The sequence below is a fragment of the Nocardia sp. CS682 genome (assembly GCF_004634405.1).
GTDB lineage: Bacteria > Actinomycetota > Actinomycetes > Mycobacteriales > Mycobacteriaceae > Nocardia > Nocardia ninae.
Genome location: NZ_CP029710.1, coordinates 7852503 through 7868754, shown reverse-complemented (window position 1 = coordinate 7868754; position 16252 = coordinate 7852503). Strand labels below are relative to the sequence as shown.

The 16252-nt window shown below is 67.8% G+C and carries 15 protein-coding genes; 11 read left to right on the top strand and 4 right to left on the bottom strand.

The features are described from left to right. Positions 1 to 45 precede the first annotated feature (45 nt). From DMB37_RS41075 to DMB37_RS35630, 4 genes are all read right to left on the bottom strand, one after another. Positions 46 to 2607 (bottom strand): hypothetical protein, encoded by a 2562-nt coding sequence (locus tag DMB37_RS41075; protein WP_206055092.1) that lies wholly within the window; start codon positions 2605 to 2607, stop codon positions 46 to 48. Positions 2608 to 2610: 3 nt separating this feature from the next. Further along, the gene (locus DMB37_RS35640; protein ID WP_135236454.1) at positions 2611 to 2925 is read right to left on the bottom strand and encodes a WXG100 family type VII secretion target; all 315 of its coding nucleotides are present in this window, start codon (positions 2923 to 2925) and stop codon (positions 2611 to 2613) included. 222 nt (positions 2926 to 3147) lie between these two features. Further along, the gene (locus DMB37_RS35635) at positions 3148 to 3942 is read right to left on the bottom strand and encodes a DUF6585 family protein (protein WP_135236453.1); all 795 of its coding nucleotides are present in this window, start codon (positions 3940 to 3942) and stop codon (positions 3148 to 3150) included. A 77-nt stretch (positions 3943 to 4019) separates the two neighbouring features. Next, the gene (locus DMB37_RS35630; RefSeq protein ID WP_135236452.1) at positions 4020 to 4946 is read right to left on the bottom strand and encodes an RNA polymerase sigma-70 factor; all 927 of its coding nucleotides are present in this window, start codon (positions 4944 to 4946) and stop codon (positions 4020 to 4022) included. 168 nt (positions 4947 to 5114) lie between these two features. On the opposite strand from DMB37_RS35630, the gene DMB37_RS35625 reads away from it, so the two are divergent. The 11 genes from DMB37_RS35625 (at position 5115) to DMB37_RS35575 (ending at position 16218) form a co-directional block, all read left to right on the top strand. Next, on the top strand, positions 5115 to 5600 hold the full coding sequence (locus DMB37_RS35625; protein WP_135236451.1) for a carboxymuconolactone decarboxylase family protein: 486 nt from the start codon (positions 5115 to 5117) through the stop codon (positions 5598 to 5600). A gap of 181 nt (positions 5601 to 5781) precedes the next feature. Further along, positions 5782 to 6414 (top strand): lipopolysaccharide assembly protein LapB, encoded by a 633-nt coding sequence (locus DMB37_RS35620; protein ID WP_135236450.1) that lies wholly within the window; start codon positions 5782 to 5784, stop codon positions 6412 to 6414. Positions 6415 to 6436: 22 nt separating this feature from the next. Beyond that, a complete protein-coding gene (locus DMB37_RS35615) occupies positions 6437 to 7966 on the top strand; it encodes a dolichyl-phosphate-mannose--protein mannosyltransferase (protein WP_370465263.1) in 1530 nt (509 codons plus the stop codon). Between the two features lie 167 nt (positions 7967 to 8133). Then, the gene (locus DMB37_RS35610) at positions 8134 to 9150 is read left to right on the top strand and encodes an ABC transporter substrate-binding protein (RefSeq protein ID WP_240771804.1); all 1017 of its coding nucleotides are present in this window, start codon (positions 8134 to 8136) and stop codon (positions 9148 to 9150) included. 11 nt (positions 9151 to 9161) lie between these two features. Then, on the top strand, positions 9162 to 9974 hold the full coding sequence (locus DMB37_RS35605; RefSeq protein WP_135236447.1) for a siderophore-interacting protein: 813 nt from the start codon (positions 9162 to 9164) through the stop codon (positions 9972 to 9974). 70 nt (positions 9975 to 10044) lie between these two features. After that, complete coding sequence (locus tag DMB37_RS35600; protein WP_135236446.1) at positions 10045 to 10407, top strand: DUF6221 family protein; 363 nt, start codon at positions 10045 to 10047, stop codon at positions 10405 to 10407. Between the two features lie 119 nt (positions 10408 to 10526). Then, a complete protein-coding gene (locus tag DMB37_RS35595) occupies positions 10527 to 12869 on the top strand; it encodes a bifunctional salicylyl-CoA 5-hydroxylase/oxidoreductase (RefSeq protein WP_135236445.1) in 2343 nt (780 codons plus the stop codon). A gap of 5 nt (positions 12870 to 12874) precedes the next feature. Then, on the top strand, positions 12875 to 13654 hold the full coding sequence (locus DMB37_RS35590; protein ID WP_135236444.1) for an SDR family NAD(P)-dependent oxidoreductase: 780 nt from the start codon (positions 12875 to 12877) through the stop codon (positions 13652 to 13654). Between the two features lies 1 nt (position 13655). Beyond that, positions 13656 to 14198 (top strand): MarR family winged helix-turn-helix transcriptional regulator, encoded by a 543-nt coding sequence (locus DMB37_RS35585; protein WP_240771803.1) that lies wholly within the window; start codon positions 13656 to 13658, stop codon positions 14196 to 14198. After that, positions 14198 to 15049: an enoyl-CoA hydratase family protein gene (locus tag DMB37_RS35580; protein WP_135236443.1), complete on the top strand. Its 852-nt coding sequence runs from the start codon at positions 14198 to 14200 to the stop codon at positions 15047 to 15049. The genes DMB37_RS35585 and DMB37_RS35580 overlap by 1 nt, the downstream gene beginning before the upstream one ends. A 2-nt stretch (positions 15050 to 15051) precedes the next feature. After that, positions 15052 to 16218, top strand: a complete 1167-nt coding sequence (locus tag DMB37_RS35575; protein WP_206055090.1) for an acyl-CoA dehydrogenase family protein — start codon at positions 15052 to 15054, stop codon at positions 16216 to 16218. The last annotated feature ends 34 nt before the right edge of the window (positions 16219 to 16252 follow it).

The following is a 16252-nucleotide window of genomic DNA, read 5'->3' as shown; positions in this document are numbered from 1 at the left end:
CGGGGCGCAGCAACCTCGGTTTCGCCCGGCCTCGGTTGTCTCGGCTCAGATCGGGTCCGGGCCAGGTCCAGGACACAGCTGGACCCGCAGCTCAGGTCCCGAATCGGCCTCTAGTTCCGGTTCAGGCCCCGGCCCCGGCCCAGGCCCCGGCTTTGGCTCGAGCTCAGGTTCTGGCTCGGGTTCCGGCTCGGGCTCGGGCTCGAGCTCGGGTTCCGGCTCGAGCTCGGGTTCCGGTTCGGGCTCGGGTTCCGGTTCGGGCTCGGGTTCCGGCTCGAGCTCGGGTTCCGGCTCGAGCTCGGGTTCCGGTTCGGGCTCGGGCTCGGGTTCCGGCTCCGGCCCAGGCCCAGGCTCGGCCTTCCATACAGAGTCGGGTGGCGGTTCTGGTGCCTCGTACTGCGGGATCGGGGGGACTCCGAAATACCTTGGTGTGTATGGGATCTTGGAGGTCGTGTCGGGAACCTCCACGGGAGCGCGCTCATCGAGGGACGTCGACTGAGCGTCCGGGGAGGAGATCGGCCGGGGAGTTTGATCGGCCGTCGGCAGCTGGGCGCTCGGCGACTGTTGGCGAACATCCGGCGGAGGTGCCGGTGTCGGGTGCTGAGTGGCGGAGATATTCGCTTCCGCCTGAACCGGTTTCGCCTGCTGGTCGAGGTTGGCGCGAAATTCGTTGCGTTGCATGAGGAATTCGTTGATTTCACGCTGCAGCGCCCTCCGCTGCACCATTAGCTCGTTCGGGCGCAATCCTGCACCTTCGAGTGCGGCGGTGCGTTCGGCGAATTCGTGCGCCCGACGTGCGAAAGCCTCCTCGCCTATGTGTCGTGTCCGGTCGTCCCGAGAAACCGCCGAGTCGGGGCGTAACGAGTCCGGCGCCTTGGTGGGTGGTTTCGGCTGGGGATCGCTCGGTATTCCGGAGGATGGCCTGGCGTGGGTTTCGCCACCGGTGGACATCTGCCCGGATGCCGTCGCGTGCGCCTGCGCACCGCCAGGTGCCTGATTCGGCGGTTGTGCGACATCTGGTTGCCGCGGCCCGTTATCGGGCTGCCCGACGCCCAGTGATGTCTTGCCGACGACAGTGTTCTCGGCGCGAAACTCGCCGCTGTTCACCTGCGACGGCTGGGTGGTCTGCTGTGCCGATTCCGGCCGCGCAGCGACCTCTGGTGGCGCGGCGAAATCCGGGCCGTCGCCATTCGGGTGCATCGGGTGGTGTGACTCGGTGACCTGCGGTACGCCGTTGTCCGGCAACGAATGATCCGGCGTGACACCGCGGCTCTGCCCGTCAGCGGGGATCGCCTGCGTTTCCTTGGGTCCGGCGACGGTCCCGGACTCTCCGGCCCGCGCCGATGGCACCTCATGCGTGTCTCCGTGCGCAGTGCCCTCCGGCACACCGGCCCGGCTGTCGCCTTTCCGTGGGTCGATACCCGAGTCGGCCTGCGTAAAATCGCCGGTACGGGTGCCTACATCGGCAGAACTCCGGCCCGAGGACCCGTCCGACGACGCTCCCGGAACTTCGCCGTGGGTAGTGGAATTCCGGGCACCACTGTTCGCCAGATCTCCGGTGCAGGGCGCGGAACCACTGTCGATTCCGTTCCGCCCACCAGCCGCAGAATTGTCGGACCGGACCGGCGCCAAACTGCCGTCGCCGACAAATCTTGCTGGCTCTGCCGCGCGGAAGCCCCCGGCACCAGGCCCGCGCCCGAACGCGGAATGGCGAAACCCCTTGCTCCCGCCGGTCAGCACCCCATAAGCCGCGCCGCTGGTCAGCAAGCGCGGATCCCAGGTCCAACCATTGGCGATACCGCCCACTCCCCAAGCCCCCACCGCGCCGACCATCCCCGACCCCGCACCGACGACCGCACCTTTGAACGCACCGCCCCAACGTCCGCCGGGCAGTGCAACTTTCGCCGCCGCTTTGCCGAGCAGTCCCCCGGCGGGGCCGCCGACCGCCCCAGCCGCTGCGGCGGTGTAGGCAGTCGTACCCACCCGGTTCCAGTCCATCCCGTCGCGATGTCCGGCGCCGACCTGGTATGCCTGGATAGCGACGTCCTGTCCCGCGCCGAGCACGGTGCTGAAGGCGACATGCTTCGCCGTGAACTTGGCGAGTGCGGCGATACCGGTCTTCGCGGCGAACCGAGCGATGGCACTGACCGCCCGCTGACCGAGTAGCCGCACCGCCACGCGGGTGGCGGCCAGGGCCGCCGCTTCGACGAGCGGCGCGGTCGGCGGAAAGAACCATGCGGCAGCGATTTCGACGGCGAGCATGGCGAGCGCACTGATGACGAGGATCTTGGTGTACTCGATCTCGGTGGCCAGCGCGTCCGCCGATTCCGCGACGTAGTCCAGGGTTTCGGCCAGCTGCGCCAGCGATTCCGGGCCGCGGTCCAGCTTGTTCAACGCGACGGTCATCGCCTCGATGCCGTCGCCCCAGGGGTACGCCTCGATGGTCGCCTTCTTTGCTGCGGCCAGATCCGGTAGGAGGTCACGGATTTCGGCGGCGGCCGTGCGCCAGTCGTCGGCGATGGCCCACATCTTGTCTTCGTCGCCGTCTGGCCAGTCCGAACCGGCGATCCAGCCGAGCCATGCCAGCTCGGCGGGAATGGTGATGGACACGCGCTACCGGAAGGATCCAGCCGACCGCTGGTCGGTCCTGGCCAGCAGGTCCGCGGCCTTGTACTGCCCAGCGGAGTACGAGCGGAAGGTCTCGGCGGTATTGCCGATCCCCTCCGTCAGGTTCTTGTACGCCGCCACATAGCCTTGCGGCCCGTCGGCAAAAGTGCTGCCATAGCCGTCACCGCCCCAGGCCGCCCCCTTGGCCGCCAGTGCGGACTCCAAAGTACGCAGAATGCCGTGCATCCGATCGCTCAGCCCGCCCATTTTTCCTGCCGCACCGCGCAATTGCTCCGGGGTCACCCCGACCTTCGACGCCACACCTGATCCCTTCACCGACAAACCGGATTAAGACGATGTCAGCGATGGACGAGGCCGGAAAAGATCCCGGACCCGGATTTGACGATTCTCTGACATACGTTGCGGTGGAACGGCTCTCACCCGAGCGTCAGATCCGCTGTCACACCGCCGGTCTCGCCGCCGACACCGAGACGACCGCACGGCATCCCTTCCCGCTGCATTTTGACGCTTCATTGACGCGAGCTACGACACGTGCGCATGCTCCGCGCGCATCCGCTCCGCCAACGTACGGAAGACCGTGAAGTTCGGAATCAAGCTCACCGGAAGCGATTCCAGTGTTCTCCCGCCTCCCGAAACTTCAACGCTGACCCATCCGTGCCGCACATCGATGCCGGACACCAGCGACCACGGCTCCGACCGCTCCCCCGCACCGATCTCGGCCTGCGTCATCCAGAAGTACTCGAAATCGACGCACCCGCCAGCCGCCAGCACTCGGCTGGCCAGCGGCAGTTGCGCGGCGGTGATCGCCCGATCGATCTCCGGACCCCACTGCTGCGGCTGAGCAATCCCGTGCCGCAACACAATCGGGGCACCAACGGTGTCGACCAAGGAATAGGTGTGCGAGACCTGGCTCGGTGCAGGAGAATCCGCGTGTTCGACGATGGTGCGCCGCAGCGTCGTGGTGTCGTACCGCACACACCGGGCTGCACCACCGACCGTCACGACAAGTCCACGCTCGTACAAATCCAAGCGCACATGGCGATTCCGCCCGCGCACATACGCCACCCACAGCAGGTCCCACAGCAGCCTGCCGCCGACCATCAGCACAGCCGTAACCCCGACGATGACCACGACCGCCGCACCGGTCAAGCAACCGATCGCCGTCAATAATCCGGCGCAAAGCGTGCCGACACCCTCGATGACATATCGCCGCGTACCGGGTTTCGCTGCCGCATAGCTGCTTCGGTGCGCACCGAGATCCTCCCGCGCAGCGACGCGATCGATAACAACGCGGAGTTCGTCGGCAGCATCCGTCACGACGGCTGACTATGCCCCGAGCGCCGAACCTCGACCACCGCCGTTGACGAAACCCTTACACCGCGCCGACATCCGACTCAGCGTCGCAATGCCGTCTCCCGCTCCATGTGCGAGAACTTCTCCGGATTGCGCACGGAGTAGAGCCCGGTGACGAGCCCGTCGTCGATGCGCAGCGCGATGACGCTGTCGACCGCGCCGTCGTGGCGGAGCAGCAGCGCCGGGGAACCGTTGACCTGCACCGGCTCGATCGTCATCATGGCGCGGACCCGCGGCAGGCCGATGGACAAGAAGCGGGCGACTCGGGTGGCCCCGATGACGGGTTGCAGTGCGGCCTGCTTGATGCCACCGCCGTCGCCCAGGAAGACGACGTCCGGCGCGAGGATATCGAGCAGGTCCTGCATATCGCCGGTTTCGACGGCCCGGTGGAAGGCATCGAGCGCGCCTTTGGTCTCGGCGGGGGTAACCACCCCGCGTGGTCGGCGCGCGGAGACGTGCGCCCTGGCCCGGTGGATGATCTGGCGCACCGCGGCCGGGGTCTTGTCGACGGCTTCGGCGATCTCCTCGTACGGCAGATCGAACACTTCACGCAGCACGAACACGGCCCGCTCGGTCGGCGCGAGCGTCTCGAGCACCAGCATCATCGCCATCGAAACGCTCTCGGCCAACTCGACGTCCTCGGCCACGTCGGGCGCGGTCAGCAGCGGTTCGGGCAGCCACTGCCCGACGTAGGACTCCTTGCGACGGCCGAGGGTGCGCAGCCGGACGAGCGCCTGGCGGGTGGCGATCCGGACCAGGTAAGCGCGCTGATCCCGCACCGTGTCGAGATCCACCCCGGCCCACCGCAACCAGGTCTCCTGCAAGACGTCTTCGGCGTCGGCGGCCGAACCGAGCATCTCGTAGGTGACGGTGAACAGCAGATTGCGATGGGCGACGAAGGTGGCGGTGGCGTCCGGGCGATCGTCCTCGCAGCGATCTTCGGCCGGGTGCTGCGACGTGCCTGCCATGGATGACTCCTCTTCGCTCTCGACTGTGTCACGCACCAGACACCGGGGCCCCCGGTTTTGTGACACCTGAAGCTTGTGTCACACGTCACGGCACCGCGCCTGTCACACGGACCGTCCCCGCGGCATCTCATGGTCGTTCAGTTCAACACCACCAGTGAGGACCCAGTCATGGAACCCCGTATCGACCTGTTCAGCACCGAAATCGGCAGCAAGATCGCCAAGCGGTTCGCCAACGTCGGTCTGACGATCCAGCAGTCGCCGCTGCCGAAGTCCACCCAGGAACTGGTGTCGCTGCGCGCGAGCCAGATCAACGGGTGCGGCTGGTGCATCGACGCCCACACCAAGGACGCCGCGGCGGCCGGGGAAACCGCGGTCCGGCTGCATCTGGTGGCCGCCTGGCGCGAGGCCACCGTGTTCACCGAGGCCGAGCAGGCCGCACTCGCGCTGGTCGAAGAGGGCACTCGCCTCGCCGACGCCCACCAGGGTGTGTCCGACGAGACCTGGGCCCAGGTGCGCAAGCATTACGACGACGACCAGACCGTCGCGCTGGTCGCGCTGGTGGCCATGATCAACGCGGCCAACCGGCTCGCGGTGATCGTGCACCAGAAGGGCGGGTCCTACGAGCCGGGCATGTTCGCCACCATGGCCAACTGACCCGCAGGCGAATTGCGGCCCGGCTCAGGATCGGTCGATCCGGGCCGGGCTCGCGCTGTACTCAGGTGATCGGCGGATGATCGAAAACTTATGGGTGCAGGTAGAGGTCGCGCGATGCTCTAGCTGAGCTCCGCGATCCGAACGAGCGGCGCGCACCCGTCTTTGATCAGGTAAGGCCGAGATGACAGAGCACCCGTCCATCTATTCCGCGCTCGACGACCAGCCGAAGCCGAAGCAGCACACCGCCGTCCGGCCGTTACGGCCACGGGCGGTGGCCGGGATCGTGGTAGCGGCGCTGGCCGCGGCAGCGATGGTGGGAGCCGTCGCGACCTTGCCGTCACTGCCCGGCATCGCGACCGCGGAGGCGCCGGGAACCACCTCCGACAGGTTCTACGCACTGCCGGATCTGGCCAAAGACAGCTTCACCGCCGGGGACATCGAGGCGGCCCGCGAATACGCGCAGGAGCTGCTGGCGATCACGCCCGGGTTCCACGACAACTGGAATTACGGCAACGCCATCCACGACGCCAACATGGTGCTCGGCCGAATCGCCCTGCGCGAGGGGCGCGTCCACGAAGCCAAGGCGCACCTGCTCGCCGCAGGCAACAGTCCCGGCTCGCCGCAGATGGACACCTTCGGACCCAACATGAGCCTGGCCAAAGACCTGTTGGAGCACGGGGAACGCCAGGTCGTCCTGGAGTACTTCGAGTTGTGCCGCAGGTTCTGGGAGATGCACAACGGCCGTTTGGACCGGTGGAGTCAGCTGGTCCTGATCGGGGTTGTCCCTGATTTCGGCGCGAATTCGGTCTACTGAATCGAGCCTTGCGTAGGGTCGTGTGGTGGTCGGTTCGGTGATCGAGCGGTGGTCGGCTCGTCCTGAAGTCGGTCCGTCGGCACCGAAGCTCGACACCAATTCGACTGATACCGCACGCGGTTGGTGGGTCACCGTGGTGCTGACACTGCTCACGGCGGTGACCCGTTTCGCGGGGCTCGGCTCGACGACCGACGCCGGGGTGCCGGTTTTCGACGAGAAGTACTACGCGTTGCAGGCCTGGGAGATGCTGCACAACGGGATGGGCACCGAGGACAATCCCGGGTACGTGGTCGTGGTTCACCCACCGGTCGGGAAGCTGCTGATCGCCGTGGGCGAGGCGCTGTTCGGGTACACACCGCTGGGGTGGCGGTTCTCGGCTGCGGTGGCCGGAACTGTGCTGGTGCTGTTGGTGATCCGGATCGTCCGGCGGTTGACGCGCTCGACCCTGATCGGCGCCATCGCCGGAATCCTGCTGATCGCCGACGGCGTCACGTTCGTCTCGTCGCGGATCGGCATGCTGGATATCTTCCTGGCGGTGCTGGTCACCGGGGCGTTCGGCTGCTTGATCGTCGATCGCGACGAAGTTCGGGCGCGGATGGCGCTGGCCGAGGGCCGGATTGCCTTGTCCGCGTACGGGCCTCGCCTCGGCGTGCGCTGGTGGCGGTTCGGCGCGGGCGTGCTGCTCGGGTTGGCCTGTGGCACAAAATGGTCCGGCGCGTATTTCCTGGTCTTCTTCGTAATCCTGTGTCTGGGTTTCGATGCCGTCGCGCGGCGGCAGTACGGAGTGCGGCGCCCGTTCCTCGGCACGGTCGTGCGAGACGCGGCACCCGCGGCGTTCGCACTGGTCCTAGTGGCGCTGGGCGTGTATCTGGCGTCCTACACGGGATGGTTCGCCAGCGAGACCGGAGTGAACCGACATGCCGTCGCGGGCGGCGGGTTCTTCTCGTTCGTCCCAGAGGCGTTGCGCTCCTTATGGTTCCACCACGCCGCAGTACTGGACGTGCACACCCATCTGACCAACTCCGCCGGGTACCACCATCCGTGGGAGTCGAAGCCGTGGACGTGGCCGATGGGCTTGCGGCCGATGCTCTACCACTTTCCCGAGCCCGAACTGACCACCGGATGCGGGCAATCGAGGTGTGTGCGCGCGATCATGCTGATCGGCACGCCCGCTCTCTGGTGGCTGGCGGTACCCGCACTGGGGTGGGCGCTATGGCAGTCCATCACGCGCCGCGACTGGCGCTACCTCTCGGCCCTCACCGGCTACGCGGCGGCCTGGCTGCCCTGGTTCGCCGTGCTCGACCGGCAGATGTACTACTTCTACGCCACCGCCATGGCCCCCTTCCTGATCATGCTGGTTGCCTTGGCGCTCGGGCAGATCCTCGGCCGCGCGGCCGATCATCGCGAACGCCGCGATACCGGCCTGCTGCTGGTCTGCCTATATCTGGGGTTGGTCGTCGCCAACTTCGCCTGGAACTACCCGATTCTCACCGGGCTGCCGATCACCGAGTCGAGTTGGCTGCAGCACCTGTGGCTGCCGAGTTGGCGCTGAGGTCTGCACCACAGCAGCGCAGTCCGCCAGGCCTGGATGGTGCGGTCCGGTCACCTTCCGCGGCAACAGCATTGGCCCGACACCGGCACACCCCACCGCCCCGCCCGTGATCAACCTCATTCAGGTAAGGCTTGCCTAACTGGCGATGGGTCGTTCTAATGGCCGCCATGGACACAATCCATATCTCCCGCCGCCGCCTGCTCACGACCGCCTGCGCAGTCGGGCTCGGCGCCGCTGTCACCGCGTGCACCGGCCGGTCCGCCGACGAGCAGTACACCGGGCCGGGCGGCTGGTCGTTCACCGATGATCGGAACAACACCATCCACACCAAGGAGGTCCCGTCCCGTATCGTCGCGTTCGCCGGCTCCGCCGCGTCGCTGGCGGACTACGGCCTGCAGGACCGCATCGCCGGGGTCTTCGGTGAAACACGCACGACTGCAGGCGAACCGGCGCCCCTGGCGGGCGATCTCGACCTCGGCAAACTGACCGTGCTCGGCAACAACTGGGGCGAGTTCAATGTCGAGAAGTACGCGGCGCTCGAACCGGATCTCCTCGTCACCGATATGTATGTGCCCGACCGGCTCTGGTACATCCCGGACGAGAGCAAGGAAAAGATTCTGGCGATCAATCCGAATGTCGCGACGGTACGCATCGCCCACCGGACACTGCCGGAGATCATCGCGCGCTACGCCGAGCTCGCGCGCACGCTCGGCGCGGACCTGAACGCGCCCAAGGCGGTTCAAGCCAAGTCTCGATTCGACGCCGCGTCCCAGGCGATCCGCGAGGCCGTCGCGCAGCGACCCGGCCTGCGCGTCATGGCCGCCTCCGCCGCGCAGGGCATCTTCTACGTCTCCGACCCCCGAATGTCCACCGACCTACGCTATTTCGCGGAGCTGGGCGTCGACATGGTCACCCCGGACAACGTCACCCCGGACGGCTTCTTCGAGGAGCTCAGCTGGGAGCACACCGACAAATACCGGGCCGACCTGATCCTGCTCGACCGCCGTTCCGGCACGTTGTCGCCGGAAGCGCTTGCCGCCAACCCGGTCTGGCGCGGACTGCCCGCGGTGCGGGCCGATCAGGCCGTCGGCTGGCAACCGATCTTCCGGTTCTCCCACGCCGGCATCGCACCGCTGCTCGAGGATCTGGCCGTCGCCGTTCGCCGCTCCGGCAAAGTGATCTGACGAGGATTCCCATGCGCGCCCAGCCTTTTCGTTTCTTCGAGAGTGTGCCGGTCCTGCGGACCGAACTGCTCAGCCCGTCCCAGCTCCGCATCGTGTTCGGCGGAGCGCCGTTGGCGGGCTTCGCCAGCGGCGGCCGCGATCAGAGCCTGTCGCTGTTCCTGCCCCACCCCGGCCAGCGGACCCCCTGGGTGCCGGCCGACGCCGGGGAGCACTGGTTCGCCGAGTGGCGGGCCGCCGACCCGGCCGTTCGCGCGGTGATGCGCGCCTACACCGCGCGGGAACATCGTCCCGAGACCGGCGAATTGGATATCGACTTCGTCCCGCACGCCGACGGTGGACCGGCCGCACGCTGGGCGGCGCGGGCGCAGCCGGGCGATCGGGTCACCATCCTCGGACCGTGCGACAGCAACAACCGAAGCGTCGCCTTCCGCCCGCCGAGCGAGGCAGGCTGGGTCCTGCTCGCCGCGGACGAGACGGCATTGCCCGCGACGGCGAGCATCCTCGAATCGCTGCCCGCCGGCACCGTCGCCAAGGTGTGGATCGAAGTCCCGCACCAGGCCGATCGCCGCGAACTGCCCACCGAGGCAGACGCCGAGATCACCTGGCTGGTGCACGAGGACCGCGACCGTGGCCGCATCGTGCACGCGGTCCGCGCGGCCACACTCCCGGACCGGCGGCCCTACGCGTGGATCGCCGGCGAATCCGGCGTCGTCCGCGCCCTGCGCCGCCACCTCGTCACCGAGCGACGGATCCCCAAGGCGGACGTGACCTTTCGCGGCTACTGGCGCCTCGGCGCCACGGAGGACGACCTGCGCAACGAATGACGCTGCCGGTCCATCCCGGTCCTCCTTTCGACCGACGCCTACCCGGCGCACCCGTATCTACCGTGAATCCATGAAATCCCTGGTGCATTTCGTACGAGCCCGCATCCTGGACGACGAAGCCGAGGCGCGCGCCGCTGAGCACCGAGGCGCGCAAGGCCCTTGGTCGAGCCGGCGCATCCTCGCCGAATGCGCCGCCAAACGCGCGGTATTGGCGGCGTTGGAACGGGACCACAAGAAGAAGACCGAGGAAGACGACTGGTCCTGGATGGACGAAGAAGCCGCGTTCTCCTGGTTGTTCGGTGATTCGAAAGCCGACGAGTCCAAAAAGCTGGCCAAGGAAATCCTGCGGGCCTTGGCGCAGCCGTACGCCGATCACCCCGACTACCAGCAGGATTGGTTCGCGAGCCCACGGCGCATCCGCAGACCCTGGTAAGCGCCGTGGCGGGACACCCGTCGCACGCAGCGATAGACAGCTCTCGATCCGGTGAAAATGCTTTATGTCTAAAGCTTTAGTTGTAAAGTACTGGCTACCGCGACTTCTGAGGAGAGCGCATGAAGGTCGTGTGCATCGGCGGCGGACCCGCCGGCCTGTACTTCGGGTTGCTGATGAAGCAGCTCAACGCCGATCACGAGGTCACCGTGGTCGAACGCAACCGCCCCTACGACACCTTCGGCTGGGGCGTGGTCTTCTCCGACGCCACGATGGACAACATGCGGGTGTGGGATCGGGCCACCGCGGACCGGATCCAATCGGCGTTCAACCACTGGGACGACATCGAATTACGGTTCAAGGGTCGCGTGCTGCGCTCGGGCGGGCACGGCTTCGTCGGCATCGGCCGCAAGAAACTACTGAACATCCTGCAGGCACGGTGCGAGGAGGTCGGGGTAAAGCTCGAGTTCGACCGAGAGGTCTACTCCGCAGGCGAATTCCCCGACGCCGACCTGATCGTCGCCGCCGACGGCATCTCCTCCAAGATCCGCGGCGAGCACCGGGACGTGTTCCTGCCCGACCTCGTGACGCGCCCGAACCGCTACATCTGGCTCGGCACCGAGAAGCTCTACGACGCTTTCACTTTCGACTTCGTCCAGACCGAACACGGCTGGATACAAGCCCACATCTACAAGTTCGACGAGAACACCAGCACCTTCATCGTCGAGGCACCGGAGCGCGTCTGGCGAGCGCACGGCCTGGACCAGGCCCGCCCGGACGAGTCGGTGGCTTTCTGCGAACGGCTGTTCGCCGACAACCTGCAGGGCGAGAAGCTGATGACGAACTCCCGTCACCTGCCGGGCTCGGGGTGGCAGAATTTCCAGCGGGTCAAATGCGAGAAGTGGTGGCGGCAAACCGGAAACAGCCACGTGGTGCTGATGGGCGACGCCGTACACACCGCACACTTCGCGATCGGCTCCGGCACCAAGCTGGCGCTCGAGGACGCCATCGAACTGGTCCGCCAACTCGGCGAACACGGCGACACCCCGGCGGACCTGCCCGAGGTCCTCGAGCACTACCAGCAGATCCGCTCGATCGACGCGCTGCGGCTGCAGAACGCGGCATGGAACGCCATGGAGTGGTTCGAGGTGTGCGGCGAACGCTACTGCGACCAACTCGAGCCCGAGCAGTTCATGTACTCGATGCTCACCCGTAGCCAGCGCATCAGTCACGAGAATCTGCGCCTGCGCGACAAGGGCTGGCTGGAGAATTACGAACGCTGGTTCGACGCACGAGCCGGGATCGAGCGCACCGCCGAAGAGCCTTCCGTCCCCCCGATGTTCACGCCGTACACGGCTCGGTCGGTGACGCTGAAGAATCGAGTGATCGTCTCGCCGATGGCCCAGTACTCCGCCGTCGACGGCGTTCCCGGCGACTTCCACCTCGTGCACCTCGGTGCCCGCGCGCAAGGCGGTGCCGGGCTGGTCTTCGTCGAGATGACCTGCGTGAGCCCGACCGGCCGGATCACGCCCGGCTGCCCGGGCCTGTACACCGACGAGCAGCAGCGGGCATGGCAGCGCGTCGTCGAGTGGGTACACGACAACTCCGACGCGAAAATCGGCCTGCAGATCGGTCATTCGGGTGCCAAGGGCTCCACCCGCCGCATGTGGGACGGCATCGATCAACCGCTCACCCCCGACGACGACGAGCCGAACTGGCCGTTGATCTCGGCCTCGCCGCAGCAATACCTGCCCGGCATCAGCCAGTGGTCACGGGCGATGACGCGGGCCGACATGGACGAGGTGACAACCCAATTCGTCGATGCCACCCGCCGCGGTGCCGCGGCAGGCTTCGACTGGCTCGAATTGCATTGCGCGCACGGCTATCTGCTGTCGAGCTTCATCTCCCCGCTCACCAACCGGCGCACCGATGCCTACGGCGGGTCGCTGGCTAACCGGCTGCGCTATCCGCTCGAAGTGTTCAAGGCAGTGCGGGACGTCTGGCCGACGGAACTGCCTATGTCGGTGCGCATTTCGGCGCACGACTGGGCCGAGGGCGGCATCACCCCGGCCGACGCCGTCGAGATCGCGCGGTGCTTCAAACAGGCGGGTGCCGACCTGATCGACTGCTCCTCCGGCCAGGTGACCAAGCAGGAGCAACCGACCTTCGGGCGGATGTGGCAGACACCGTTCGCCGACCGGGTGCGCCAGGAGGCGGGCATCCCCACCATCGCCGTCGGCGCGATCTCCGAGGCCGACCACGTGAACAGCATCGTGGCCGCAGGCCGCGCCGACCTGTGCGCCATCGCCCGCCCGCACCTGGCCAACCCGGCCTGGACGCTCACCGAGGCGGCCAGGATCGGCTACACCGAGCTCGCCTGGCCCAAGCAGTACGGCGCCGCCAAGCGGCAATTCGAGGCGAACATCCAGCGCCAGCAGGCCGCCGCGGCGGCCGGGAAAGGATGACCGGCATGGCCGAGCCCGGCCTCACCGACCGGCACGCGTTCGTCACCGGCGGCTCCCGCGGCATCGGCGCCGCCATCGCGCGCAGGCTCGCGCACGACGGCGCCCGCCTCACCCTGGTGGCGCGCGACCTGGCGCGTGCCACCGAAACCGTTGCCGGGCTGCCGAAGTCGGCGCAGGCACTCGCCATCGCGTGCGACGTCACCGATCCGGCCGCCGTCACCGCCGCGTTCGACCAAGCCCGCGAGCTGCACGGCGCGGTCGACATCCTGATCAACAATGCCGGCCAGGCGGCCAGCGCACCGTTGGCACGCACCAGCGACGAACTGTGGCAGCACATGCTCGCCGTCAACCTCACCGGCACCTTCCTCTGCACCAGGAACGCGGTGGCCGACATGCGCGCGACCGGGCGGGGCCGGGTGGTCAACATCGCCAGCACCGCGGGCCTGCGCGGCTATCCGTACGTCACCGCCTACGCGGCGGCCAAGCACGGCGTGATCGGGCTGACCCGCGCACTGGCACTGGAACTCGCGGGCACGCCGATCACGGTGAACGCGGTCTGCCCCGGCTTCACCGACACCGACCTGTTACGGGAGAGCGTGACCCACGTGATCGAAACCACCGGCCGCAGTGCCGAAGCCGCGCGCGCCGCCTTCACCCGGCACAACCCGCAGGGCCGGCTGATCGAACCGGTCGAGGTCGCCGACACCGTCGCCTGGCTGTGCTCGGACGGCGCGGCTTCGCTGACCGGACAGTCGATTTCGGTCAGCGGCGGGGAGGTGATGTGAGGTGACCACCCACCCGGAGCTCGGCGACGAACGCATCGGTATGGAGGCCCGCACCATATCCGGCGACCACCTCGATGTGCGGCTGTGGCTGCGACTGCTGGCCACCACCAACGAGATCGAGCAGGAGATCCGTACCAGACTGCGGACGCGGTTCGCCACCACGCTCCCCCGTTTCGACTACCTGGCCCAGCTCGACCGGCACCACGACGGCCTGCGGATGAGCGCGCTGTCCCGTTACCTCATGGTGACCGGCGGCAATGTCACCGGCCTGACCGATCAGCTGGTCGCCGAGGGCTGGGTCGACCGGGTTCCGGACCCGATCGACAAACGCGCGACGCTGGTGCGGCTCACCGACCTCGGCCGCGCCCGCTTCGACGAGATGGCCGCCGAGCACGAACGCTGGCTCACCGAGATGTTCGCCGGGTTCGGCCGCTGCGACGAGCAGGCGCTGTTCGACCTGCTCGGCAGGCTGCGCGTCCACCTCGCCGCGGCGGCCGACCACGCCGACAACCACGCCCCACTACCGAACCACCGGGACCGCTGATGACCCAGAACCTCGACCCCGCCCTGCGCGCGGCAAACCGCACGACGCTCGCCGACTACGCGAGCACCCACTTCCGCTGGCAGGTGCGCGACGGTGTCGGCACGATCGTGCTCGACCGCCCGGAGCGCAAGAATCCGCTTACCTTCGACTCCTATGCCGAGTTGCGAGATCTGTTCCGCCGCTTGGCCTATGCCGACGACGTCACGGTCATCGTGCTACACGGCGCCGGGGCGAATTTCTGCTCCGGCGGCGATGTGCACGACATCATCGGCCCGCTGATCGCGCTGCCCGCGCCGGAGCTGCTGCGGTTCACCAGGATGACCGGCGACCTGGTCAAAGCGATGCGGGCCTGCCCGCAGCCGATCGTGGCCGCCGTCGACGGTGTCTGCGCCGGGGCGGGCGCGATCCTCGCGATGGCGTCCGATCTGCGCGTCGGCACCGCCCGCAGCACCACGGCGTTCCTGTTCACCCGGGTCGGTCTCGCCGGGTGCGATATGGGGGCGTGCGCGATGCTGCCGCGGATCATCGGGCAGGGCCGCGCCTCCGAGCTGCTCTACACCGGCCGCGCGATGACCGGCGACGAGGCGTACGCGTGGGGGTTCTTCAACCAGCTCGCCGAACCGGAGGAGGTGCTCGACGCCGCCGGACAGCTCGCGCGCCGCCTGGCCGAGGGGCCGACCTTCGCCCAGGGCATCACCAAAACCATGCTGCACCAGGAGTGGTCGATGACGGTGGATCAGGCCATCGAAGCCGAGGCGCAGGCCCAAGCCCTGTGCATGCTCACCGAGGATTTCGCGCGCGCCTACCACGCGTTCCGGGCCAAGCAGCGCCCGAAGTTCGAAGGGAACTAGTGATGGCCGAAGAACACTGGGACTGGCCCTTTTTCGAGGACGAGCACCGGAAACTGGCCGCCACACTGCGTGCTTGGGCCGCCGATCAGCTGGCCGAGGACGATGGCGCCGATCTCGACGACCGCTGCCGTCAGCTGGTTCGGGCCCTCGGCGCCGCGGGCTGGCTGCGACACGCCGTCGCCGGAACCGAGTTCGGCGGAGGTCACGACCGGATCGACACGCGCACAGTATGTCTGGCGCGCGAGATACTGGCCGAGCACGACGCACTCGCCGACTTCGCGTTCGCCATGCAGGGACTCGGCTCCGGCGCGATCAGTCTCGCGGGCACCGAAGAGCAGAAGCGCCACTACCTCCCCCGGGTGGCCGCAGGCACGGCGATCGCGGCGTTCGCGCTCTCGGAGCCCGACGCGGGCTCCGATGCCGCCGCGCTGTCGTGCGCCGCACGCGCCGACGGCGACGAGTTCGTCATCGACGGGGAGAAGACGTGGATCTCCAACGGCGGTATCGCGGACTTCTACGTCGTCTTCGCCCGGACGGGGGAAGACAAAGGGGCACGGGGCATCTCGGCGTTCCTCGTCGACGCGGACAACCCCGGCCTGCACATCGCCGAACGGATCGACGTGCTCGCCCCGCATCCGCTCGCGCGGCTCCGTTTCGACGGCTGCCGAGTATCCACTACGAGACGGTTGGGCGAAGCGGGTGCGGGTTTCAGCCTCGCGATGCGCACCCTCGACATCTTCCGGACCTCGGTGGCGGCCGCCGCCGTCGGCTTCGCCAGGCACGCCATGGCCGAGGCGCTCGCCAGGGCGACCACGCGGCAGATGTTCGGCGGCGTACTGGCCGACTTCCAGCTGACCAAGTCCGAACTCGCGCAGATGGCCACCACGATCGACGCGACCGCCCTGCTAACCTATCGCGCCGCCTGGCAGCGCGACCAGGGACGACCCGTCACCCGCGAGGCCGCCATGGCGAAGATGGCCGCGACCGAAGGCGCCCAACGGGTTATCGACGCCGCCGTCCAGATGTGGGGCGCTCTTGGGGTGGTCCGCGACCGGCCGGTCGAGCGGCTCTACCGCGACATCCGGGCTCTGCGGATCTACGAGGGCGCCACCGAGGTGCAGCAGCTGATCATCGCCCGCGAACTCCTCCGGGACGCCGCGAACACCTGACCCACGATTTTCCTTCTCTCCCACAAGGTTCGAC